Origin of the sequence: Kosakonia sp. YIM B13571, assembly GCF_042788095.1 — a bacterium.
GTDB classification, from domain to species: Bacteria; Pseudomonadota; Gammaproteobacteria; order Enterobacterales; family Enterobacteriaceae; genus Kosakonia; species Kosakonia quasisacchari.
The window spans coordinates 197,491-221,669 of sequence record NZ_JBHZPL010000006.1; the positions used below are offsets into that span (position 1 = coordinate 197,491).

A 24,179-nucleotide genomic window follows, 5' to 3' on the forward strand; every position below is an offset into this window, starting at 1 on the left:
CGCGTGAAAGCTCAGATACAACTTCGCCGCCGTGAGGTGGATAACGCAGCAGACCTGGCAGAAGACTTGCCGCCACTGCTGCGTCGCTTATACGCAAGCCGCGGTGTGCGCACGGCCAGTGAACTGGAACGCAGTGTTAAAGGCATGCTGCCGTGGCAACAACTTACCGGTATCGATGATGCAGTGGCGCAGCTTTACACTGCATTGCGTGAAGGGTTGCGCATTATCGTGGTGGGCGATTTCGATGCGGATGGCGCAACCAGCACCGCCCTTAGCGTGCTGGCGCTGCGCGCGCTCGGTTGCGAAAACGTCAGTTACCTGGTGCCGAACCGTTTTGACGACGGTTATGGGCTGAGCCCGGAAGTGGTCGATCAGGCGCATGCGCGCGGCGCGCAAATCATTCTGACGGTGGATAACGGCATCTCGTCACATGCTGGTGTAGCGCGAGCACATGAACTGGGGATCCCGGTGGTGGTAACCGATCACCATCTGCCGGGTGACACGCTGCCGGATGCCGACGCGATTGTTAACCCGAATCTGCGTGACTGCGATTTTCCGTCGAAGTCGCTGGCCGGGGTTGGCGTTGCTTTTTATCTGATGCTGGCTTTGCGTGCCTTTTTGCGTGACAACGGTTGGTTTGAGGCGCGCGGCCTGGCGATGCCAAATCTGGCGGAGCTGCTCGATTTGGTGGCGCTGGGAACGGTGGCAGACGTGGTGCCGCTGGATGCCAATAACCGCATTCTGACCTGGCAGGGACTGAGCCGCATTCGCGCCGGGCGCTGCCGTCCGGGCATCAAAGCGCTGCTGGAAATTGCCAACCGCGATGCGCAAAAGCTGGCGGCCAGCGATCTCGGTTTTGCGCTCGGGCCGCGCCTTAACGCGGCGGGCAGGCTGGACGATATGTCGGTGGGGGTTGCGCTGTTACTGTGCGAAAACCTTGGTGAAGCGCGCCAGTTAGCCAGCGATCTCGACGCGTTGAACCAGACGCGCAAAGAGATTGAGCAGGGGATGCAAGCAGAGGCGCTGACGCTGTGCGAGCAGCTTGAGCGCAGTGGTGAAACGCTGCCCGGCGGTTTAGCGATGTACCATCCCGAGTGGCATCAGGGAGTGGTCGGCATTCTCGCTTCGCGCATTAAAGAGCGCTTTCACCGCCCGGTGATCGCCTTTGCGCCAGCCGGAGACGGGGTGCTGAAAGGCTCGGGGCGTTCGATTCAGGGGCTGCATATGCGTGATGCGCTGGAACGTCTGGATATGCTGTTTCCTGGCATGATGCTCAAATTCGGCGGTCACGCAATGGCGGCCGGTTTGACGCTGGAAGAACACCGTTTTGAAGAGTTCCGCCAGCGCTTTGGCGAGCTGGTGACAGAATGGCTGGATCCGGCGTTATTACAAGGCGAGATTGTCTCTGACGGCCCGCTGTCGGCGCAGGAGATGACGCTGGAAGTCGCTGAGATGCTGCGCGAAGCGGGCCCCTGGGGGCAAATGTTCCCGGAACCGCTGTTTGACGGCGAGTTTCGGCTCCTGCAGCAGCGGCTGGTGGGCGAGCGCCATTTAAAAGTGATGCTGGAGCCGGTTGGCGGCGGTCCGTTGCTTGATGGTATCGCTTTTAACGTCGATACCACTTGCTGGCCGGACAACGGTGTGCGGCAGGTAAATATTGCTTATAAACTGGATGTGAACGAGTTTCGCGGCAATCGTAGCGTACAGCTGATCATCGAGAATCTCTGGCCACTTTAGCGCCAGTATTCGCTATAAAACAGGGCGGGAATCCGGTAAACTTCCGCCCTTATCACCGCATTTTGACTAGTCCATTAAAAGAAATCAGACCATGTTTGAAATTAACCCGGTAAAAAATCGTATTCAGGACCTCACGGAGCGCTCAGACGTTCTTAGGGGGTATCTTTGACTATGACGCCAAGAAAGAGCGCCTGGAAGAAGTAAACGCCGAGCTGGAACAGCCGGATGTGTGGAACGAACCTGAGCGCGCACAGGCGCTGGGCAAAGAGCGTTCCTCACTCGAAGCTATCGTTGATACGCTGGATCAAATGCGTCAGGGGCTGGAAGATGTCAGCGGCCTGCTGGATCTGGCGGTTGAAGCCGAAGACGAAGAAACCTTTAACGAAGCGGTCGCCGAACTGGATGTGCTGGAAGAGAAACTGGCACAGTTGGAGTTCCGTCGCATGTTCTCTGGCGAGTACGACAGCGCCGACTGCTACCTGGATATTCAGGCGGGTTCCGGCGGCACCGAAGCGCAGGACTGGGCGAGCATGCTGACGCGCATGTACTTGCGTTGGGCGGAAGCGCGCGGCTTTAAAACCGAGATTATTGAAGAGTCCGAAGGTGAAGTTGCGGGCATCAAGTCCGTCACCATTAAGATTATGGGCGATTACGCCTACGGCTGGCTGCGTACTGAAACTGGCGTTCATCGCCTGGTGCGTAAGAGCCCGTTCGATTCCGGCGGCCGTCGTCACACCTCGTTTAGCTCCGCGTTTGTCTACCCGGAAGTGGATGACGATATTGATATCGAAATCAACCCGGCGGATCTGCGTATCGACGTTTATCGCGCATCCGGCGCGGGCGGTCAGCACGTAAACCGGACGGAATCCGCGGTGCGTATTACTCACATTCCTACCGGACTGGTAACGCAATGCCAGAACGACCGCTCCCAGCATAAGAACAAAGACCAGGCCATGAAGCAGATGAAAGCGAAGCTTTATGAACTGGAAATGCAGAAGAAAAATGCTGAGAAACAGGCGATGGAAGACACCAAGTCGGACATCGGTTGGGGCAGCCAGATCCGCTCTTATGTCCTGGATGATTCCCGCATTAAAGATCTGCGCACCGGGGTTGAAACCCGTAACACGCAGGCGGTGCTGGATGGCAGCCTGGATCAATTTATCGAAGCAAGTTTGAAAGCAGGGTTATGAGGAACCAACATGTCTGAACAACAAGCACAAAGCGCTGACACGGCAGTCGATCTTAATAATGAACTGAAAACCCGCCGTGAGAAGCTGGCGCAACTGCGTGAGCAGGGCGTGGCGTTCCCGAACGATTTCCGCCGCGATCAGACCTCTGACAAGCTGCACGCGCAATTCGATGCCAAAGAGAACGAAGAGCTGGAAGCGCTGGGTATCGACGTTGCCGTAGCGGGCCGTATGATGACCCGCCGCATCATGGGTAAAGCCTCTTTCGTCACCTTGCAGGACGTTGGTGGCCGCATTCAGCTGTATGTCTCACGTGACGATCTGGCGGAAGGCGTCTATAACGAGCAGTTCAAAAAATGGGATCTGGGCGACATCCTCGGCGCACGTGGCAAGCTGTTCAAGACCAAAACCGGTGAACTCTCTATCCATTGCACTGAGCTGCGTTTGTTGACTAAGGCGCTGCGCCCGCTGCCGGATAAATTCCACGGTTTGCAGGATCAGGAAGCGCGTTATCGTCAGCGTTACCTGGATCTCATCTCGAATGATGAATCCCGTAACACCTTTAAAGTGCGTTCACAGATCCTGGCTGGTATCCGCCAGTTCATGGTAGGCCGCGACTTTATGGAAGTGGAAACGCCGATGATGCAGGTGATCCCGGGCGGTGCCTCTGCGCGTCCGTTTATCACCCACCATAACGCGCTGGATCTCGACATGTACCTGCGTATCGCGCCGGAACTGTACCTCAAACGTCTGGTGGTTGGCGGCTTCGAGCGCGTATTCGAAATTAACCGTAACTTCCGTAACGAAGGTATTTCCGTTCGCCATAACCCCGAGTTCACCATGATGGAACTCTATATGGCGTATGCGGATTACAAAGATCTGATCGAACTGACCGAATCCCTGTTCCGTACGCTTGCGCAGAACATCCTCGGTAAAACCGAAGTGCCGTACGGCGACGAAGTGTTCGATTTCGGTAAGCCGTTCGAAAAACTGACCATGCGCGAAGCGATCAAGAAATACCGCCCGGAAACCAACATGGCGGATCTGGATAACTTCGACAGCGCGAAGGCGATTGCTGAAAGTATCGGTATCAAGGTTGAGAAGAGCTGGGGTCTGGGCCGTATCGTCACTGAGATCTTCGAAGAAGTGGCAGAAGCGCACTTGATCCAGCCGACTTTCATTACCGAATACCCGGCGGAAGTCTCGCCGTTGGCGCGTCGTAACGATCAGAACCCGGAAATCACCGATCGCTTTGAGTTCTTCATTGGCGGGCGTGAAATCGGTAACGGTTTTAGCGAGCTGAACGACGCAGAAGATCAGGCGCAGCGCTTCCAGGATCAGGTTGATGCGAAAGCAGCAGGCGACGACGAAGCAATGTTCTTCGACGAAGACTACGTGACCGCGCTGGAACACGGCTTACCGCCAACTGCCGGTCTGGGCATCGGTATCGACCGTATGGTGATGTTGTTCACCAACAGCCACACCATTCGTGATGTGATCCTGTTCCCGGCGATGCGTCCGGTAAAATAATCGCTCAGCGATACAAAAAGCCCCGGCGTTTGTGGCGTCGGGGCTTTTTTATTGCGCTAATTCTGCGGCAAATTGCCGCAACTGATGTTCAGCACTTGCGGCTTCTGCCGCCATCCACGGGCTGAAAGCCCAGGGCGCAGCGTAGAGCGCATGCAGCATTGCATCCAGTTCAACCCACTGATACTCCATTACTTCATCACTGTTTATTTTAAGCGACGATACGATCTCTGCGGCAAAAACCGGGCAGATCTCATTTTCGACAATGCCTGAAGGATCGGTTTCCCGGTAACGGAAACCCGGTGCGATGGCGGTGATAGTGGCGATTTCAGCACCGATTTCGTAGCGGCAACGGCGGATAATCGCCTGCTCGACGGTTTCCCCCATTTGCGGATGGCCGCAAACTGAGTTGGTCCAGACGCCGGGCCAGGCTTTTTTACTCATTGCGCGGCGGGTAACCAGACATTCGCCTGTCGGGCGAAAAAGCCAGGAGGAGAAAGCCAGGTGCAGCGGTGTGTGCGATGTGTGCGCGGCGTATTTTTCCTGCGTGCCGAGAACCTCTCCCTGGTCGTTAAGCAAAATAACGTGTTCTTGAATAACCATAACGACTCCCGAACATAACCACGCCAGGCGATGCTGTGAGTGACAGGATAGGAGAGTGCGATCTCGCGGTAAGTCACGCATAGCGCCACCGGGCAAGCGCTAGTATATCCGAGGCTCATGCAAAAAGAGTGGCCCAGAGAGCGGAAAAGGACATCACCAGCACCAGATCGGGAAGCATGTTTACCTCCGGCAAGGGCTTGATATTACACATTCGCATCTCGTACGCCACCGTGATTAAACCGTCCGCACAGGAGAAGTCGCCCATCCTATCCCAGGGATCATATGCAGGATAAAGACCGCGCGTGGCACCTGCCGAGCGGTTTCGTAAAGCGGGCGGTCATCCGAAGGTGATTATGCATATCACTCATCCGGGGGGATTCTGGAGTGGCTGGCGTCAGGTCTCGCCGCAGCAACGCGACTGCCTCCATCGGAAGTCGACGCCGACAAACTCATCCATTGCCATGTGGTGAATGTGTTTCCCTCACCGCAGGTATTTTACCCGGAGCTGGTGAAGATGCCCTCCACACCTTATTTGCCAGAGATAATGGAAATTATCGCGCAGGGTTACCCGATTCCGCACAAGTCTGTTTGAAAGGTTTAGCAACCGGCGAGCGGCTGGTATGATATGTCGCCATTTATTCTATTCGAGGATCTGTTTTGCGCGCAGGATGCCTGACGAAAAGCCCGTTTCGTATTGTTGTTTGCCTGGCAATCAGCTTGCTGCTGGCGAGTTGCGCCGGAAATAACGCTACTTATTCCGGTTCCGTTTATACGGTGAAGCGGGGCGATACGCTGTACCGCATATCCCGTATTACCGGCACCAGCGTAAAAGATCTGGCCAGCATGAACGGTATTTCGCCGCCGTACACCATTGAAGTGGGGCAGCGGCTGAAAGTGAATGGGGCGTCAAAAACCACTTCATCTTCGACAAAATCGGGTACAAAGACTGCGAAAGTGGTGCCTTCTTCGCAGGTTCCGCTCGCGTCATGGCCGCCGGTGGGGCAGCGCTGTTGGCGCTGGCCGACAACCGGAAAAGTCATCATGACCTATTCCACGTCTGATGGCGGGAACAAAGGTATTGATATTGCCGGGACACGTGGTCAACCGGTTTATGCTTCCGGGGCCGGGAAGGTGGTCTATGTCGGCAATCAGCTGCGCGGCTACGGTAATTTGATCATGATTAAGCACAGCGAAGAGTACATTACCGCTTACGCGCATAACGACACGCTGCTGGTTAACAACGGGCAGAGCGTGAAAGCCGGGCAGAAAATCGCCACCATGGGCAGCAGCGATGCGGATTCAGTGCGCTTGCACTTCCAACTGCGCTATAAGGCGACGGCTATCGATCCGCTGCGTTATTTACCGCCTCAGGGCAGCCCACCGAAATGCTGATGAGTAAAGCTAACAGGCGGTCGCCCGGCCTGTTAGCTTGGGTACCGGTCTGGAATTAATTGTTATGTGTGTCTTGCCCGCCGAAGATATTCGCACGGCTGGTTGAGGACTTACCGTTGCTGTAGTCAGTATCCTGGCCGTCGAAAATGTTAGCCCGGCTGCTGGAATGGCTACCATCGCTGTAATTGGTGTCCTGCCCGCCAAAGATATTGGCTCTGCTGCTGGATGATTTACCGTCATTGGACGTCGTATCTTGCCCGCCAAAAATATTGGCTCGGCTGGTTGTCGTTCTTCCGTCACTGTAGTTAGTATCCTGCCCGCCGAAAATATTGGCCCGGCTGCTGGATGTTGTGCCATCGTCATAGCGGCAATCCTGCCCACCAAAAATGTTGGATTGGCAACTATCCGCCAGTGCAGCATTCAACGAACCCGTCAAAATAATAAATCCCAAAACCAACGGCTTAGCATTCATAGCGATTCTCTGAAATGAGGGGGAAACGGGAGCTATGCTATGCCTGAAAGCGTAACGCGGGAGGTTATGTTGTCCTAATTTTCGCAACAAAATGATGGTGCTACACCAGTGAAGATTAATTGCTTAAAACTCCAGCAGTTACCCGTAAACTCGCCTTGCTCTCACGCGCTAAGAGGTTATAATGCCTGTCGCACTTCAATGCGGGCGTAGTTCAATGGTAGAACGAGAGCTTCCCAAGCTCTATACGAGGGTTCGATTCCCTTCGCCCGCTCCAGAATTCTCCCTCCTTTCTTACAAAACACCGCCAAAAGTTGGTTTGCATGTGTTTAGCTATCAAAAAATACTAAGCAAAAGTTGTTTTTGATCGTTCTGACATTGAACGACGAACCACCAACTGGCATTCGGCTTGTATTGTCTAAATTCCGGAAGAAAGGGAAAGGCTGGATCTCTCCAGCCTTTGGCGGTCATCTTACTTTCTTGAAGATGAGTAAGACTAAAACAAGGCAAATAGCACTACCGAAGAATGCTATGAGAAAGAGATTATCAATAGAACCGGTTAAGTCGTATGTGATCGCCTCGCATACACGAGCTTCCATTGTTCCTGTCGAAGGAGCGCCTTGGTATTTTATGGTTAAGCTATAGTCAAGCAGTGGGATCATTAGGGCGACAGAGTAGATGGCGAAAACTAAGGCAATTCCTCCCCATCTGAGGGCTATCTTTGCTTTATTCGTCATCGTGATGCAGCCTTCCAAATCATCGTACCTTTTTAAAGATAATTAAGATCAGCGGGACACAGATCGCAAAGCCATAAATTGCTGCATCAAAAACTATGCCTGTGGCTTGAAGGATAGAATCAATTGAAGCATGGTACTCATTCAACGGTACAGGATTTGAAAACTGCATACTTTCATTCTCGCTGAATGCAGAAAATGAGAATGTAGCCAGCGCCAAACAGATAAAGTAGAAAAACGACACAATGCTAATTCCGCCCCAACGGAAAATGGTTTTAGCTCTACTCGTCATTGTCATAAGACTCCCCTAATACACTGCCCACGGTTCCGCCGGAATAGGGAGAGAGTGAATCTCCAATAGCTGCCCCCTCCGCAACGATATGTTGAAACTTGCCACCGCGAGTTTCTTGGTATGGTTGCAAGTTACCCGAATTTGGGTACTGTTCTTTGAACGCAACTGTCATCTCAACAACAAGCATTGGGGACATATCAGTCTCACTTTCTTGAAGATGAGCAAGATCAGTGGTTCGCAAATAGCGAAACCCACAATAGAAGCTAATGCCAAATCATCATGATTTTGCAGTACTTTTTATTCATCATCGTACCTTTTTAAAGATAATTAAGATCAGCGGGACACAGATCGCAAAGCCAAAGAAGGCGACACTAAAAACGCCATCAGTGGCTTGCATGAGCGAGTCTATTGATGCTTTGTATTCTTTTAATGGGATTGGGCCATAAAACTGCATACTTTCTCTTTCACTGAATGCACTGTAAGCGAGTGTTGATGCTAACAGTGTAATAAAGTAGCAAAGTGATACTGCGACTATCCCGCCCCATCGAAGAATGGTTTTCGTGAAATTACTCATCATATTCTCCAAGAATTCCACCAACATTCGCACCTGAGTATGGGGAAATCGAACCTATTGAAGACATTGTTTCTGCGGCGTAGCGTTTAGCTTTACCTTTGATTCCTTCTGGGGATACATATTGTCCGTTTATGTTCGGATACTGATTTTTAAACTCGTCAGTAACTTCAACAACTGCCATAGACTTTAGGTTTCGGCTTTTATCGAGAAGATGATTTTGTAATGATACTGGGATAGCAAAATACTCTTCTGCTTCAATAGGGAGCTGAGTGCTCTTTGAGTTGTAGCTTGTATCAAAGATCGTCGAGCCAGCTGCTTTTATGCCCGCTACTGTGTGGGTTGTGCAGTTTCTTCCTGTTACATCGTAGGAGTCAATTGAGTGACCTGTTCGATCTGTAACACTGTTTTCCTTTATCCCCACAGGCTTTGTCCCTTTTTCCCACAAATTTTCAAAGAAAGCGCGGGTTTTCGGTATGCTTGCGTCAGTGATGTTAAAAACGCGGGCATTATTTTCGTAAAGTTCCTTTCTGTAGTACTCCCTGGCATCATCACCTTTCATAAAATCGAGAATGCCGTCACCTGTCGTTTCAATTGGCCCGCCAGTTCTTCCGTATCTGCCATAGGTGTAAAGGTAAACAACGTTATTTTCATGCACGGAAACAAAAGCGTGCCCGGTTTCTCTAGTTTCAGTCCAGATATAAACGCCGTTCAATAGCGGGTTATCTTCTGGCTTACAAATGTCAGCAAAGTTATTTTTCTTCTTCGCCGCTTGCGCATGTTGTTCAGGCTCTGCAATTTTTGCAGGTTGAGGAGGAGGAGCGTTAGCAACTAGCGGGGCCGCGACAGAAGCGGCTTTAACTGACTTTGCTTCTTCAAGCCAATAAGAGGCATTTGGAAATGATGAAATAAATTTTGCTCTACAGGGACATGTGCTTCGGCTATGCAAAGTCCCTGCTGCTGCAACGCCATACATCCAGTAATCGGGTATACCCCCCGCGATGTGGTAGATCTTTCCATCTTTACCACATGATACAGAATCACCATTCCTCGCTGTCGCAATCCCTCCAAAACTATGGAGCGGAGAACCTGAAAGAATACGACCGCCGCATGTTGTCTTATCGCCAATACGTAGAAAATAACCAACTGGCATAGAATCATCCTTAATGAATTTTATTTACAGGGATACTTACGAAAGCATTTCGATTTACCTGTTATTTCCATCCTAACCATCCAGAGAAACACTAATTGTGATACCCAACTAACCGGCTGACGAACCTAAAATAGAGGCGCATATCGCCAGTTATTTTTCCATTATATTTCTCTCCTCTGAGTTTTGTTTGTTCACTCTTCTGCCGGGTGATTATTCTACAAATACGTATCCTGATTTTTATAGAGAATATGCTTAAGTTAAATTCTGATTTTTAAAGACCATCAGGAGAGGCGTTTCAATTGTTGCCGTTAGGTTCTCTGTTCGATCATGAACGCCAGTCCTCACGTTTTTACGCGTAAAGTTTTATTCGCTGCTGCCGTTACTATGATAAATGGACTTCAGGAGTATTGCGCATGCTTCGCCCCACTTTCACCGGCTCTCTCGATCTTTACGCGTCCTCTTCCGCCAAAGGAGGAACGGTGCGTGCTCACGAGTCTACCCGCACCAATGAGACCGTTAACCCCACGCCTGCCAGCATTGTGACGCTCAGCCCTGAGGCGAAAGAGTATTACGAAAATTTGCAAGAAAACCTCAATACGCTCAATCGCTTTACGCAGGAAAATGCCCAGAACAGCAAAGCGAATGCGCGCGCCAAACTGGATGCATTGAAACGGGAAATCGCCCGCCTGAAAGCGCTGGCCATGTTGTTTGGCGGCTCCGGGGGCTACATTATGAAACAGCTCAAACAGCTGTCATCTCAGCTTGGACAACTCGCTTCCCAACTTGGGCAGAGTGATAACACGGGTGCAGGAAACAGTGCCGATGCTAACGCTTCCAGCGCAGCGCAGGTATCCACCGGGGAAAGCGATGAACCAGCCATAAAAGCGCAGGCTGCATCTGACGCTGAAGTCAGCGACGAAGAAAATCCGAGCGAAAAAGAAAAGTCGGCCGAGGTCGCGGGCGTACAATCCCATATCGATAACGTTATCAATACGCTACAAAACGCCAGCCAGCGGCAAGAAGACGCGCGCTCCCTGAAAGAGGCGCTCCGGGAGCTAAAATCGTTGCTGTCGCTGATTAAAAGCAAAATGCGGGAAGAGGGGAAAGCGTCTGGCAATGAGCGCAACGATATTGCCTCTATTGAGCAGAATCTTAACGACAGTGGAAATGTCATTTCGCAGATGGAGTTAACCCCAGCATTTTAAGCACGCGGATCCATGTCGTGAAATGCTGAATGTAGTGCGCGCTTATGCCACTATAGATATTCGCTTTTGTCGTGTAACTTTCTTTTTTTCATTTATAAAGAATGTATTATGCGACACCATAAAACAGTGACTCCTGTTTTCTATGATAAATTCAGATGCGTTGGTCCGGATTGTTTAATTTCCTGCTGCCGTAGCTGGAAAATATCCATTGATAAGAAAACTCACCAACGCTATTTATCCTCATCCAATCCGGTTATCGCGGCTATTGCGAAAGAGAATTTAATCCCGGTTCATAACGGTAAAAATGAATACTCGGTTATTAAATTGAACGAGGATAAACAGTGCCCGTTTGTTGATGAAAATCAGCTCTGCATGGTTCACCGTGATTTAGGTGAAAAAGCGTTATCTCACACCTGTTCATCCTACCCGCGCGGTGTACGCAAATATGCCGATGAAGTGCGCTTCAGCATGACGCTCTCCTGCCCGGAAGTGGTCCGCCAGGTGCTTTTCGACCCGCAGAGCATGCTGCTGCAAGAGAAAACAACGCTGGTAGCCCGCTCAAAAGCAAAGTTACTGGAGCAGCAAAAACCGAGAGACCAGGTTAGTCATCTGGTACATCTTTTCGCCTGGAACCTGGCTCAGGCGCAGAGCCACAATATTGAAGAGAATTTGATGGCGCTGGCGCAGTTTATTCTCTATCTGCAAATGCTCAACTTTGATCTGCAGAATAACCTGGCTGAAGTGGAAAACTTTTATTCAGGGCTAATCGATGAATTACAGAATGGTCGAACGCTACTTCGTGCGCAAAATACCGCTCGCGCGGCCAGTATGAAAGTCGATGCGTTAACCGTGATGGGTAAACATGTGGCGAAATATGCTTCACGCGATCCGCTGATTTCACATGGGCACCTGCAAATTGCCGATTATCTGGCCATTACACCAGAGATGGGAACCGCAGAGCTGAGTGAAAAGTTTGCAGCGCTTGATCAGCAGTGGAAACAGCTGTGCCAGAATTCCTGCCTGGGCGAGCCGCATGTGTTGAGAAATTACTTGCTGTATAAGCTCTATGAAAGCGATTTTCCCGGCACGAATACGGCGACAATCTTGCGCCAGTTTTATCGCATTGTTATGGATTATTTTTATCTCAAAACGTTCCTCAGCGTACAGTCGCTGCATGTTGAGATAGACCAGACACTGGTGATGAAAACGATCGCCAGTTTTTCTGAAAAAACCATGCATAACAGCACTATCAACAAACGTATGGATGCTGCGATCGATATGATCAACGGCGGTGACGATCTCTCCTGCCTGCTGCTGATCGGTTAACAACGATGGGGCTTGCTATAAGCCCCACACAGACAAAACCGTTGGCAACCTGGCCGCATTGTTGCTACGTTGCCAACATGACTGTTAAATATTCACCCCATTTATCTATTGCGAGCATTATTCGCACCGTCAATCGACCGGTGGGATAACGTTTGTCCATTTTCCCGCCAGCACGGCGGGGCCTTGCTGGCAGCAATCTGCGAGGTCATTTTATGAATGTTTGTTCTGCTTCTCCTGCAACACTCCATCTTCTGTGCGGCAAAATCGCATCGGGTAAATCGACGCTTGCCAGCGAGCTGGCAAAAACGCCGTTTACGGTGGTGCTGAGCGAAGATAGTTGGTTGTCGCTGTTATTTAAGGACGCGATGACCACCGTCGAAGACTACGTTTTCTACTCGGCCAAATTAAAATCCGCCATTAAGCCGCACGCCATCGCGCTGCTGCGTGCAGGTGTCAATGTGGTTCTCGACTTTCCTGCCAATACGCTGGCCAGCCGCCAGTGGATGATGTCTATCGTTAACGAATCCGGTGCGCCGCATTTGTTGCATTATCTGCGGGTTAGCGATGAGGTTTGCAAAGCGCGTTTACGCCAGCGAAATGCCGCAGGCGACCATGATTTTGCCGCCACCGACGAGCAGTTTGCGCTAATTACCCGTTACTTTGTCGAACCGACTGAACAAGAAGGGTTTCATATCGTTCGTTATTGATAAAACGCCAAAGGGTGCGTAAAAGTAGAGCGGCTATGCTTACTTTTCCAACACCAAAAAGAACAGGGGCAATGTCATGGATAAGGAACTGCTGGACGCGGGTTACCGCGTCTATACAGGTGAAAAGATTGACGTTTATTTCAATACGGCGGTCTGTCAGCATGCGGGAAACTGCGTGCGTGGGAGCGCAAAGCTTTTTAATCTGAAACGCAAACCGTGGATCATTCCTGACGAAGTGGATGTCGGAACGGTGGTGAAAGTCATTGATACCTGCCCGAGCGGTGCGCTGAAGTACCGCCACAATTAAGTGAGAAAATCATGGAAATTCTGGAAGGCCACAACAAGTTTTACGTGAATGACGCCCAGGGAACGCAGGTTGCCGAAATCGTCTTCGTTCCCACCGGGGAGCATTTAAGCATTATTGAACATACGGATGTGGACCCGAGCCTTAAAGGGCAAGGCGTAGGCAAACAGCTGGTCGCACGCGTGGTGGAAAAGATGCGTGCGGAAAACCGTAAAGTCATCCCGTTGTGCCCCTTTGCCAAACACGAATTTGACAACACACGCGAATATGACGATATCCGTGCGTAAATACTAATACCGGCAGTGCCGGTATTTTTTTTAACAATTTCATTAATTATTACCGTGCAATCCAGTAAATAGCTTTTGGTTTTCTTGCTTTATTAATTCATAATTTCAGAATTTATCCATTTTTAGCAAGATGCTTGTTTCCTTATTGGTGAAGGTGTACGTGTTTCGTTGCTAATAACCATGAAAAACCCATTGTGCGCTGGCTGCGTTTATCGTCGCAGCATGCGTTTTTCCGTGTGCTTTATTTTCTGTCAAACTAAATAGAAAATTATTTGATGAATTAAGGATGTGGTATGTCTGTAAAGAAAGATTAAAACATACCGTTGTATTTCCTTGCGAGATTGCTTTTGCTTGTTTGTTATTTATTTCGGGTTACTTGTTGTTTGCGCTGAACAATATTAAAGAGAGCGTGGCGGGCTTCGCGCTGGGGTTTTATCTATATGATTCGCTTGCTCAGACGAGCGCGCGTTTGCGGCTTGATGACCTGACGCCGGAAGCTAAAAATGCGCCGCTGGTCGAGCAGTTGGCGGGGATCGCGAAAAGCATGGATCAGTACGCGCAGCAACTGGCGGATGTCGTGTCGTTCTTTACCCTTGATGAGCAGAAGAACACACAGTCAGTTCACTGACCGCGCCATGGTTTTTGCAAAACCGTATTAACTTACCCATCCGTTCCCTGTATAGCGAAGTCGCAGGGAGCGAAATACAGGTAACGCTCAGGCTTCGCCAAACCGTTTATCCAGCGGAAAGACAATGGCCTGCGGCGTGTTGCCTGTACACTTTATCCACGCACTGTTATCCGATGGCTGCGCTGCCAGAACGACGCCTTGTTCACGTAAAAAAGCCACGAATTCGCTGAATTCATGCGCGTTAATCGCTCTCGGTTGCCAGAACGTTTGCAGGTTATCGGAAAAGATCGGTTGCAGCGTCAGCGTTGGCTGCTTGCCGCCTAATTGCAGGCTTGCCACCAGACTATAGGGCAGGACATTACGCGCCTGGTATTCACCGTTGCTGTTAAAAACCGCGTTTCCCAGGCTGTAAATTACCCAGCTTTCGCCAACGCGTTCCATATCGCCTGCCATGTGCGCGCCCGCGCCGATAATCAGGTCGGCACCCGCGCGGACCAACTGTTCGGCTAACTGGCGTTGTTGAGCAACCGTCCATTGATAATCCAGCCCCCAGTGCGCCAGCACGATAAGTGTGGCGGGGTCTTCATGCGCTTTTTCACGGCGCAATTGCTCGATAAGTCCACCGCTTATACACGCTACCCCGGCGCGACGCGGCTGGGCGTAATAGGCGCAATCTTGCTCCATATAGCGGCGAAACCAGTAGGCGCTATAAAACATAAACCGCTTGCCGCCCACGGTCAGTAACAGCGGCGTCTCTGCTTGTCGCGCATTCATGCCGGCACCGAAGGTGATCATTCCCTGTTGGCGAAACGCCGCCAGCGTTGTGGCAAGCCCGGCAGTCCCGGCATCCAGTGCATGGTTGTTTGCCAGCGTTACGGCATGGACGCCGTGGCGTTTCAGGGCTGCCGTTGTCGCGGCCGGATCGCCCGTCAGGCAAAACGGTTTACGACCGATAAGATTGATATCCGCGGTTGGCGCTAGCGCCGCTTCCATATTGGCAATCGTCAAATCGCTTCCCGCCAGCATTGGGGCAAGACATTGAAAACTGTGGTCATAACCATAACGTTGCAAGGCATCATCCACGCCTTTTCGCTGCCGCCGTGCGTTATACCACTCGCCAAAATAGGTATCGCCCAGCAGGGTCACCGTGGCGCAGGTTTTCGCCAGGTTCACCTGCGGTATTTCAGGCGATGGTTCGTCTGCTATGCCCGCGGCTTTTGCCAGCAATCCATCCAACAGATAATCGAGATGAAAGGCGTCCACCGCGCCTGCGGCGCATGCCAGCCAAAGTTGGTTATTGCTGCGTTGCAGCGCAAACCCCCAGCATGGCGCGCCGCCAGCGCTATAACTGTAGCTGGCCCGACCGTCGGCCTGAATATTGCTGGCTTTACGATAGCGGCGTCCTGCCAGCACCATTTCGCTTTCGCCAAACCAGTGCAGCAAATGGGGAAAGCGTTGGTAGAAGTGGTTTAGCAGCGTTGCGATATCGTGCAATGAGGTTTGTTGCCCTTGCCGCAGACGGCCCGACACATTGTTGATATGCGTATGTGTCAGGCCAATTGTCCGGGCATGATTATTTAAGCGAACCGCATCTGTGCCCAGAAGGCGCGCCAGGTTGACGGCGGCGTCTCTGGCATTGTGGATGAGTAACCCCTGTACCAGCGTTTTCACACTGACCTGCTGCCCGGTATTCAGCCCCAGTGTCGCGCCATTTTGCACAATGTTTTTAGCAACCTCGTTTGCAGCCACCGTCTCTTCAAGCCGTAAAGTTTTATCCTTCACCCGGGTTGCCAGCCACGTTGCCAGTAATAAATGGCTAAGGTTGCGCGGCGCGAACATGGCCTGGGCGTGGCGTAACTCTTGCTGCTCGCCGGTTGTGAGATTCATAAGCAGGGTGGCGGTTTGATCCGGCTTTAACGCCGGTGCGCGGCGCTGAGAGAAGGTTTTCATCAGCCCGACAATACGGTGAAAATCGGAGTCGCTGACGCTGCCTTTCACCAGCACGATATCCCCCGCCTTGAGGTTTGCCATTACCGCATCCGCCAGGGCATCAATCTGCGAAAAATGGCCGCCAACCCGCCCGGCGGGCAACACATCATTGAGATACTGCATTTCCTCACCGTGCAGCCAGACAGTATCAAACCCCGCATCGAGTAGCGGTTTTGCCAGCGCGATGTGACTCTCTTTAGCTCTCTCGCCAAGGGTGGCCAACCGCCCAAGCACGGCGATGCGCCGCTGGCCGGGCGCAAGAGGGTAAAGTGCGGCGACGGCAATGGCATTGCGCATCGAAATCAGTGTCGCATTGTAGTTATCGTCAATGAGCGTCGCGCTGCCCCCCTCGGGCAAAGGAAGTTGTGACGTCTGCAATTTGCCGGGTTTATTGCGAAAATCCGCCAGCCGTTGGGCCGCCTGGTGCGTATCAAGACCGAGTAAATCCAGCGTAATCAGTGCCGCCACGGCGTTTCCCGCCATGCCTTTGCCTGGCGTATTGAGCCGGCAGTGAAGGGGCGCGCCGTGCAGCAGAATGCTCAGGCCAGTGTGGTCAGTCGCGGGCTGATAGTCGACAATGCGCACGTCAGCCTGCGGGTGAAAACCGTAGCTCACCACGCGCGCGCCGTAACGGAGTGCTTCCTGATACACGAACGCATACTCATCCATATCGCGGTTAATTATCGCGTAGCCGCCCGGCAGAATACCGTCGCACAGCCGTACTTTAAAACGCGCGGTATCACGCGGCGTTTGCACGTCGCGCCCAACCTGAGTCATGCCTATTTCGGTGATCACCACGATATGCGGTTTGATGCGTGGTCCCACGCCGCCGGTGCGCATCCAGAGCGCGGAAATCGCCACTTCCAGCGCCACGTAAGCCGGGTCGGTAATGCAGCGGGCAAGGCTGACCAGGGTGCCTGTGCGTGTGTTGTGATTGCCCTGCGTGCTCACCGTGGTGCCTTCTGCCGTCAGCAGCATATGCAACAGATCTTTGGTGGAGGATTTCCCCACCGTACCGGTGATGGCGATGATTTTGCCGTTCATCCGGCGGCGGGCTTCATCGGCGAGCAGCGGCAAGACGTTGTAACTGTTTTCCACCACCAGTTGCGGAAAATCAGGCGGGAGATCAGGGAGGTAACGTTGAACAATCGCGCCACAAAAATGGCGGTAGTGTTTCGTTAACACATCATGTGTATCCTGCCAGCCGGCATAAATGCCCCGGTTTCCTGAACCCTGGTGCCAGGTCTTTTCGTCCATAGCGATAAACAAACACTGCCCATACTCGTTTTGTTTATCGTAGAGCGTGAGCGCGATGTTCTCCGCCCGCCAGCCTGGCGGCGGTGCGACACGCCATTTGACGCCCAGTAATGCCTCCAGCTCGGCGCTGCGCCAGCCGCGCTGCCGCCTGTTAGTGATTTGCGCATCTGTTGACATAGTGGATACCCGGATTGCCTTGCAGATTGTGATACTCAGGTGGATACGCAGGGGATTCAACCAACATAACGCGATGCCCTTTTTCGCGTAATGCCCGCGCAAATTTCACCTGAAGTTCAAAAGGGGTGTTGCTGTCGAGCAGATTGCCGATCACCACGATCAGACGCTGCGAGTCCGGCATGATGCCGTCAAGGTGATACAGCGGATCGTAAGGTGCCGCCAGACCGGTGACATCTTTGTTCTCATTGCTTTTTTCGCCACGTGCCTGACGTAACGTCTCTGCGCGGTTAAGCAGATCCCAGGCACCTGAAGTGAGAATGGCGCAGCGAATATCGCGGCGACCGAGCGTGAGCAATGCCGATGCTGCTGTCGCGCCGCCGCTGTGGCCGGTCAGGATAAATTGTTGAATGTGGTAGCGAGCGCGTAGCGAATCCAGCGTGGCATTCAGCGCGTTGAACTCTTCCGGCTGCCGTCGGCGATAGTGATTACCACTGGAGCCGTAAGTGCCTGGACGAGCGACAATCACCACCGGCAGTTTTGTCTTTAGCGCGAGCTTTTGCGCCTGCCTGCGCTGCGCCGTGGCGGTATTGGCAGGAATGTTTTGCGGCGCGCGCTTGATAAACGTTTCGCGATCGCCGCTGAAAACCACTACCACGATCGGCGCATTTTGCAAAACGCCGGCCGAAAAATAGCGCATACACGCCTTACCGCCGTCGTACTCCACCCACAGTTGATCCGCTGTCGACGGGCAATTTTCCGCCACGGCTTTTTGATTCCACAGCAGGGGCGCATCCGCGTGGGCAAGCAGCACCAGCAGAGAAAAAAAGAGCATACCTATGCGTAATATCACCGACATTGCCAGCCCCACGGTCACAGGATTGATCAACCGAATGTGCGGTTCTGTAATCAGCGATTATTCTGATGAGAGAATCTGTCTGCCGGGATGTCGCTGATCTGAAGGAGCCAACATGTCACTCAGTCATCTGCTTTTGCAGCTACGCCACGCTGCCGAACAGTTGGATCGTAGCCCGCTTTCCGAACCGCTGCCTGGCTGGGTCATTTTTTTTAGCGTCTGCGACGGTAAAACGCGCGCGTATACCTGCCAGGCGCGCGGTGCCAGTTTTGGTGAAGCCTGGAAAAATGGGGCGCAGGCGCTGCAACACTGGCAGCAAAAGCATACTGCTGAGGCCTGTTGGCTGCGTGTTGATATTGTCGACCGGGTTGAAGCACTACGCTGGGGCGAGCTGGTGGAAAAACTAAAGGCAACCAAGCGCAATTACTTCCGTTACGGGCTGAGTTTTGATGCCGCGTTTCACTACGCAGCGCTGGAGCAGGAGATTGCCGCTAACGCCTTGTTGTATGACGGTACACAAGGGGTTGCCACGCCGAATGCTAACAATCTGGCGCATTTTTCCCGCAGACGTTTTGGCGCGCGCATTGAGTGGCCGCAAACGGCGGAGCAGCCGATTTGGCGTTTCACCACGCGCGCCTGGTTTTGCGACGGGACGACGACATGGCCTGTCGAGTTTGCCGGGCGCAACGCCGGTTATCGTCAGCTTGCACACTGGCAGGAGCAACTGGAACCGATGATCTTCTCGGCGAGCGATTACCTGGCGCGGCAGGTCACGCCTTCCGGGCGGTATGACTATGGCTGGTTTCCCTGCTTTGACCGCGCCATTCCCACCTACAACGCGTTACGCCACGCCAGTTCAACCTATGCGTTGCTGGAAGGGTGGGAAGTGACACGCAACGAAAAACAGTGGCAGGCCATTGAACGCGCGCTGGCGTACCTGAGCAGCGAGCTGATTCGCCGCTACACGTTGCCGGACGGCAGCGAAGCGGATTTTCTGGTTGATACCGGCGATGAAATCAAACTTGGCGGTAACGCGGTGTGTATCCTGGCAATGTCGAAATACCACGAACTGACGGGCAGCGATCGCGACATTGCGCAAATGAACCGGCTGGCAAATGGCATTACCTCGATGCAGAACGCGCAAAGCGGTGGATTTGTACACGTACTGCATGCCGCCGATCTCTCGGTGAAAGCGGCGCAGCGTATTATTTACTACGACGGCGAAGCGGCGTTTGCGTTGATGCGTTTGTACCGCATCACTCAGGAACCGCGCTGGCTTGCCTGTGTTGAACGTGCGCTGGAAGATTTTATCGCCCGGCAACACTGGCAGGCGCATGATCACTGGTTAGGGTATTGTGTCAATGAGCTGACGCGCTATCAACCGCGCAGACGTTATTACCAGTTTGGCCTCGACAATGTGCGCGACCACCTTGATTTTGTCCTTAACCGGGTGACAACCTACCCAACGCTGCTGGAGCTAATGATGGCGGCCGCACAGATGATCGAAAGGCTTGCTGGATCTGAACACCGTGATTTGCTTGACGGTTTTGATCTGGCGCGTTTTAACCTGGCGCTGGAAACCCGCGCCCGTTACCTGACCAACGGTTTTTTCTGGCCGGAGCTGGCGATGTTTTTCAAAAATCCGGCGCGCATTGTCGGCAGCTTTTTTATTCGCCATCACAGTTACCGTGTCCGGATCGACGACGTTGAACATTATCTTTCCGGGTATATCGCATATCGTAAGGCGTGGCTGCAACAGCGGTCGGACTATACTCGTTAGCACGCTACTCCCGGAGCCGTAACACATGAACAGGCGCGCTGGCGCAACACTTACAGGCTTCTGTCGACAACGGTGGTTTTCATGCTGGCTACTGATGTTGTTGGTTATTGCTCCTGGGCTTGGGGCCGGGTGGGATTTCAACGCCATCAGCACCAAAACCCGGCAATTGTACGGCGCATCAACCCCTGCAGCGCAGCAGCGAATCGATCAATGGGCCGCGTTAGTGAATAACCCGCCGCAGGAAACCACCCTGCAAAAGCTGGAGCGCGTGAATCAATTTTTTAATCAGCGCATGGCGTTTCGCGACGATACGCTGGTCTGGGGAACGAAAGATTACTGGGCTACGCCGATAGAGTTTCTGCGTAAAGGCGCGGGCGATTGTGAAGATTTCGCGCTGGCGAAATATTTCACGTTGCGCGAATTAGGCATCCCGGCAAGTCAGCTACGCATCACTTATGTCAAAGCGTTGCAGTTAAATCAGGCGCATATGGTCGTGACATGGTACGCCACGCCGGACGCGATCCCACTGGTGCTCGATATCCTGAAAAACGCGATTTTACCCGCTACGCAGCGCCCCGATCTGCTGCCCGTGTATGCCTTCAATGGCGAAGGTTTGTGGCTACCGCAGGCGGGCGGCAATAAACGTGTCGGCGACAGCAAGCGGCTTTCCCGCTGGCAGGATCTTCTCACCCGCATGCGTGCGGAAGGGTTTGTTATTAACGAATAGGACGCAGCCATGTCTCTGTATAAACAGTTACTGCTCGGCATCTGTCTGTTCACGCTCGTGCTTTTTTGCGGCAATTTTTTTATTACTCTGGACAGTTCGCGTGAACAGTACAGCGCTCAATTGGGCGCTCACTCTCAGGATGCCGCCACGGCGTTGGGTGTTGCGTTAACCGGTAATATTGACGATCCGGCGATGATCGAATTGATGGTGAACGCCATTTTCGACAGCGGATATTTTTATAGTATCCGCGTCGTGGATGTGAACAGCGGTAAGCCATTAATCGAACGGCAAAGCGACCCGCAGAGCGGTAATGTTCCGCAATGGTTTGAACACCTGGTGCACCTGAAGCCCGGCGTGGGCGAAGCGATCATCATGCGCGGCTGGATCCAGGCGGCGCGCGTTGAAGTGGTGAGCCACCCGATGTTTGCGCTGATGCGCCTGTGGCAAAGTATGGTAGCCAGTTTCCTGTGGCTCACCGGTTGTAGCCTGCTGTGTCTTGTCTGCGCCATGCTGCTGCTGCGCCGGAGTCTGCGACCGTTAGATCATATTGCCGTGCAGGCGGCGTCTATCACCCGCCGCGAGTTCCGACACGTTCCGAATGTGCCAAAAACGCCGGAGCTCAAGCGCGTGGTGGAAGCCAGCAATATGATGGTTTCACAACTGCAAACCCTGTTTAGCGAACAGGCGCAGCGTACCGTTGCGCTGCGCGAAGCCGCTTACCACGACAGCCTGACCGCGTTGAATAACCGCCGCGCGTTCGACATCCATTTGCAGTCTGTTCTGCGCGATGACGAAATGGCTTTCGGCTATGTGATCCTGCTGCGTGTGCGCGATTTAGCCGGGCTTAACCTGCGCATGGGTGGCGAAAAGACCGATGCGTTGTTGCAGGAGATAGCGACGATTTTGCGCGAAACAAAGCAACTTCACCTGCATCATGATGGATTTGTTGCCCGTATTCGTGGCGGTGAGTTCGCCATTGTTACTGCTGACATGGTGCCACAGGAACACCAGGCGCTAATGAACGCGCTAACGGCACGTGTGAATGCGCTCTACAAAACCGGGATGAGCGATCGGTCGCCGCTGGCCTATTTCGCCAGCGTGGCTTTCCAGCCCGGTGACACGCCGCAAAATATTATGGCGCAAGCCGATCAGGCGCTAACGGCTGCGGAAACGAACACCCATTATGCGTTACACCCCGGCGTGAACCCGGCGGGTGACCATGACGATCATCACCGTTGGCTTACCCGGCTGGAAAACGTGCTGCTGACGGAAAATTTTGTCCTGTTTGCGCAGCCGGTAGTGACTTGTGACAGCTCGCGCCAGGTGTTGCATCACAAAATTCTGGCGCGTATCAAAACCGAAGAGGGGGAGATGATCCCGGCCGGGCGCTTTATGCCCTGGTTTCTACGTTTTTCGTTAAGCGCGCGTATGGACGCGGTAATGCTGAAACAGACGCTCCGGTTTATGAGCGCTTCGCCTCTGGCGCTGGCGCTCAGTATTAGTGGTGAGAGTGTCGCCAGTGATGAAAATCTGGCGGTTTTACTTCAACTTTTAAAAAACGAACCGCGGCTGGCAAACCGGCTGACGCTGGAGCTGGATGAAAATGAACTGCCGGACCCGGAACGTGTCAGCATCGTGGTCAATAAACTAAATGAGGTCGGGTGCCGGTTAGGGATTCAGCATTTTGGCGGGCGTTTTCATCTGATTGGTAATTTGCCACAGTGGGGATTAGCCTGGATAAAAATAGATGGCAGCTATATTCACCATATTGATACAGAAGAAGATAAACACTTTTTTATTGAGGCCATGTATTGGGCTGCCAGACAAATTAATCTGCCACTTATTGCAGAACAAGTGGAAACCTCAGAAGAATTAGCAATACTCAATAAAATAGGGATTTATGGTGCCATGGGGCGTTATTTTGGCGATCCTTCATCATTAGCAAATTAATAATTAAGGCGATCCTGTATAGCAAGGGGGTGTAATCATGCACTACATTGAACGTGACGCTGAAGGGCGAATTATGCGGGTTGAGTCGACGCCTTTTGCCGGTATGGTTGAGCAATATGAAGAAGATAGCGAGGAAGTCACCGAATGGTTACGTGTCCAGTCGATGCGCGAAGCCACGCTCCAGCGGCTTCAGCAGAGCGATCTGGAGATGGTTCGCGTACTGGAAGATCTTATCGACGTGTTAATGAGTAAAGGTGTTATCAGCATTACCGACCTGCCACAGGCGGCGCAAAGCAAGCTGATAAACCGCACACAGGCGCGTTTGACGTTAAGTGGGCTGGAACGTTTAATTGATGACGAAGATGAGGGTATTTTTTGATTTTATGCGGAAAAAATTAAATGTGATTAAAAATATAACCTTAGTATTGTGAATCTTCTGATATTTAATATTGCCCGTCATATATATATTACTGTTTATTTTAGCGAATCCTCGAAGTTTCTCACCGCGCGTTCTTATTATTCTGCGAACCACTGTGTGATGAATTAATCCGTTATTGCTAGTGCATTGAAAATATTCCTTTTGCAGGTTTATGCCACTTCCCGTCGGCAGGGAAGATGGCAATTTATCAGAGGCACACATCATGAGTGGCGTTGCCGGGATAATTAAAGCGGTAATAGGACAAGTCTTCGCAACCTCTCCTGACGGGAGCAGGCATCTTTTAGTCGAAGGCGATACCCTCCAGGATGGCGATCAGATCGACACGGGTGCCGCAGGCGCTATCTCTATTTTATTGCCTGATGGAAAAACCCTCGATCTGGGCCGCGACAGCCACTGGGATAGCACCGGTTACGCTTTAACTACCGGGACGGAAGCACAGCAAAGCGACGTTGAAGCTGCGCAACAGGCCATTGCCGCAGGGCAAGACCCGACGCAAATCCTTGAAGCCCCGGCGGCGGGTCCCCAGCAGCCTGCCGCTGATCAACCCGGCACCCCTGATGGCGGCGGCCACACGAATATTACCGTTGATCTTACCGCCGAGATCCTCGATCCCACCGCGGGTTACCCCACGACCGGTCTTGAAACCCCGGACGATGACCGGCGTGATGAACCCTCTTTTTTTACCCCCGCTGAAAATAACGCGCTGACTGGTTTGGATTCTGATGCTGATGCTGATACCGCTGCTGATTCTGGTGCGGACGCCGATACCCGTGATTCGGATGCAGACGCGGATGCTGATGCCGATGCGGATACCGACGCAGATGCGGATGCAGATGCCGACGCCGATGCTGATTCGGATGCAGATGCAGACACCGACACCGACAC

General features: G+C 52.5%; 21 protein-coding genes, 1 tRNA gene and 2 pseudogenes. 17 read left to right on the top strand and 7 right to left on the bottom strand.

The window, feature by feature from the left end:
- Nucleotides 1-3 precede the first annotated feature (3 nt).
- The 3 genes from recJ to lysS all read left to right on the top strand — a co-directional run bounded on the left by recJ (nucleotide 4) and on the right by lysS (nucleotide 4,454).
- A complete protein-coding gene (gene recJ / locus ACFX4O_RS16250) occupies nucleotides 4-1,737 on the top strand; it encodes a single-stranded-DNA-specific exonuclease RecJ (RefSeq protein WP_131408513.1) in 1,734 nt (577 codons plus the stop codon).
- 91 nt (nucleotides 1,738-1,828) lie between these two features.
- A protein-coding gene (gene prfB / locus ACFX4O_RS16255) for a peptide chain release factor 2 (protein WP_131408511.1) occupies nucleotides 1,829-2,927 on the top strand; the annotation gives its coding sequence in 2 pieces (ribosomal slippage) (nucleotides 1,829-1,903 and nucleotides 1,905-2,927; 1,098 coding nt in all).
- Nucleotides 2,928-2,936: 9 nt separating this feature from the next.
- Complete coding sequence (lysS, locus tag ACFX4O_RS16260; RefSeq protein WP_380210947.1) at nucleotides 2,937-4,454, top strand: lysine--tRNA ligase; 1,518 nt, start codon at nucleotides 2,937-2,939, stop codon at nucleotides 4,452-4,454.
- Nucleotides 4,455-4,502: 48 nt separating this feature from the next.
- On the opposite strand, the gene idi is transcribed toward lysS, so the two are convergent.
- Together idi and ACFX4O_RS16270 are read right to left on the bottom strand one after the other, a co-directional pair.
- On the bottom strand, nucleotides 4,503-5,054 hold the full coding sequence (gene idi / locus ACFX4O_RS16265; protein WP_380210949.1) for an isopentenyl-diphosphate Delta-isomerase: 552 nt from the start codon (nucleotides 5,052-5,054) through the stop codon (nucleotides 4,503-4,505).
- A gap of 115 nt (nucleotides 5,055-5,169) precedes the next feature.
- A pseudogene (locus ACFX4O_RS16270) lies at nucleotides 5,170-5,354 on the bottom strand (hypothetical protein); the annotation flags it as partial.
- Nucleotides 5,355-5,368: 14 nt separating this feature from the next.
- Between ACFX4O_RS16270 and ACFX4O_RS16275 the strand changes: the two are divergent.
- Nucleotides 5,369-5,646, top strand: a pseudogene (locus ACFX4O_RS16275) (LysR family transcriptional regulator); the annotation flags it as partial.
- Nucleotides 5,647-5,711: 65 nt separating this feature from the next.
- Nucleotides 5,712-6,446 (top strand): amidase activator ActS, encoded by a 735-nt coding sequence (gene actS / locus ACFX4O_RS16280; RefSeq protein ID WP_380210951.1) that lies wholly within the window; start codon nucleotides 5,712-5,714, stop codon nucleotides 6,444-6,446.
- Between the two features lie 55 nt (nucleotides 6,447-6,501).
- Here the strand turns inward: actS and ACFX4O_RS16285 are convergent, their stop codons facing one another.
- A complete protein-coding gene (locus ACFX4O_RS16285; protein WP_380210953.1) occupies nucleotides 6,502-6,918 on the bottom strand; it encodes a hypothetical protein in 417 nt (138 codons plus the stop codon).
- Nucleotides 6,919-7,118: 200 nt separating this feature from the next.
- Between ACFX4O_RS16285 and ACFX4O_RS16290 the strand changes: the two genes are divergently transcribed.
- Nucleotides 7,119-7,192, top strand: a tRNA-Gly gene (locus ACFX4O_RS16290).
- 479 nt (nucleotides 7,193-7,671) lie between these two features.
- Here the strand turns inward: ACFX4O_RS16290 and ACFX4O_RS16295 are convergent.
- Together ACFX4O_RS16295 and ACFX4O_RS16300 are read right to left on the bottom strand one after the other, a co-directional pair.
- Nucleotides 7,672-7,947, bottom strand: a complete 276-nt coding sequence (locus tag ACFX4O_RS16295; protein WP_380210954.1) for a hypothetical protein — start codon at nucleotides 7,945-7,947, stop codon at nucleotides 7,672-7,674.
- Between the two features lie 560 nt (nucleotides 7,948-8,507).
- Nucleotides 8,508-9,665 (bottom strand): PAAR domain-containing protein, encoded by a 1,158-nt coding sequence (locus ACFX4O_RS16300; protein WP_380210956.1) that lies wholly within the window; start codon nucleotides 9,663-9,665, stop codon nucleotides 8,508-8,510.
- A gap of 413 nt (nucleotides 9,666-10,078) precedes the next feature.
- Between ACFX4O_RS16300 and ACFX4O_RS16305 the strand changes: the two genes are divergently transcribed.
- The 6 genes from ACFX4O_RS16305 to ACFX4O_RS16330 all read left to right on the top strand — a co-directional run bounded on the left by ACFX4O_RS16305 (nucleotide 10,079) and on the right by ACFX4O_RS16330 (nucleotide 14,122).
- On the top strand, nucleotides 10,079-10,870 hold the full coding sequence (locus tag ACFX4O_RS16305) for a hypothetical protein (RefSeq protein WP_380210958.1): 792 nt from the start codon (nucleotides 10,079-10,081) through the stop codon (nucleotides 10,868-10,870).
- Nucleotides 10,871-10,978: 108 nt separating this feature from the next.
- Nucleotides 10,979-12,196, top strand: coding sequence for a flagellin lysine-N-methylase (gene fliB, locus ACFX4O_RS16310; protein ID WP_380210960.1), 1,218 nt, complete (start codon nucleotides 10,979-10,981; stop codon nucleotides 12,194-12,196).
- A gap of 212 nt (nucleotides 12,197-12,408) precedes the next feature.
- Nucleotides 12,409-12,903 carry an ATP-binding protein gene (locus ACFX4O_RS16315; protein ID WP_131408471.1) on the top strand — a complete coding sequence of 165 codons (495 nt, stop codon included), beginning with the start codon at nucleotides 12,409-12,411 and terminating at the stop codon, nucleotides 12,901-12,903.
- Nucleotides 12,904-12,979: 76 nt separating this feature from the next.
- Nucleotides 12,980-13,210, top strand: coding sequence for a 4Fe-4S mono-cluster protein YjdI (gene yjdI, locus ACFX4O_RS16320; protein ID WP_131408469.1), 231 nt, complete (start codon nucleotides 12,980-12,982; stop codon nucleotides 13,208-13,210).
- A gap of 11 nt (nucleotides 13,211-13,221) precedes the next feature.
- Nucleotides 13,222-13,494 carry a GNAT family N-acetyltransferase gene (locus tag ACFX4O_RS16325; RefSeq protein ID WP_131408467.1) on the top strand — a complete coding sequence of 91 codons (273 nt, stop codon included), beginning with the start codon at nucleotides 13,222-13,224 and terminating at the stop codon, nucleotides 13,492-13,494.
- 379 nt (nucleotides 13,495-13,873) lie between these two features.
- Nucleotides 13,874-14,122, top strand: coding sequence for a hypothetical protein (locus ACFX4O_RS16330; protein ID WP_380210963.1), 249 nt, complete (start codon nucleotides 13,874-13,876; stop codon nucleotides 14,120-14,122).
- A gap of 87 nt (nucleotides 14,123-14,209) precedes the next feature.
- On the opposite strand, the gene ACFX4O_RS16335 is transcribed toward ACFX4O_RS16330, so the two are convergent.
- A complete protein-coding gene (locus ACFX4O_RS16335; protein ID WP_380210965.1) occupies nucleotides 14,210-17,545 on the bottom strand; it encodes a CapA family protein in 3,336 nt (1,111 codons plus the stop codon).
- A complete protein-coding gene (locus tag ACFX4O_RS16340; protein WP_380210966.1) occupies nucleotides 17,520-18,401 on the bottom strand; it encodes an alpha/beta hydrolase family protein in 882 nt (293 codons plus the stop codon). Before ACFX4O_RS16340 ends, ACFX4O_RS16335 begins: the two co-directional genes overlap by 26 nt.
- A 112-nt stretch (nucleotides 18,402-18,513) precedes the next feature.
- Here ACFX4O_RS16340 and ACFX4O_RS16345 point away from each other — a divergent pair, with 112 nt between their 5' ends.
- From ACFX4O_RS16345 to ACFX4O_RS16365, 5 genes are all read left to right on the top strand, one after another.
- Nucleotides 18,514-20,178, top strand: coding sequence for a Mur ligase (locus tag ACFX4O_RS16345; RefSeq protein WP_380210967.1), 1,665 nt, complete (start codon nucleotides 18,514-18,516; stop codon nucleotides 20,176-20,178).
- A 25-nt stretch (nucleotides 20,179-20,203) separates the two neighbouring features.
- A complete protein-coding gene (gene lapG / locus ACFX4O_RS16350; protein ID WP_380210968.1) occupies nucleotides 20,204-20,905 on the top strand; it encodes a cysteine protease LapG in 702 nt (233 codons plus the stop codon).
- Between the two features lie 9 nt (nucleotides 20,906-20,914).
- Nucleotides 20,915-22,855, top strand: a complete 1,941-nt coding sequence (locus ACFX4O_RS16355) for an EAL domain-containing protein (RefSeq protein ID WP_380210969.1) — start codon at nucleotides 20,915-20,917, stop codon at nucleotides 22,853-22,855.
- A gap of 37 nt (nucleotides 22,856-22,892) precedes the next feature.
- On the top strand, nucleotides 22,893-23,234 hold the full coding sequence (locus ACFX4O_RS16360) for a tryptophan synthase subunit beta (RefSeq protein WP_380210971.1): 342 nt from the start codon (nucleotides 22,893-22,895) through the stop codon (nucleotides 23,232-23,234).
- A 262-nt stretch (nucleotides 23,235-23,496) separates the two neighbouring features.
- Nucleotides 23,497-24,179: retention module-containing protein (locus ACFX4O_RS16365; protein ID WP_380210972.1), on the top strand; the 683-nt coding region annotated here is incomplete at its 3' end.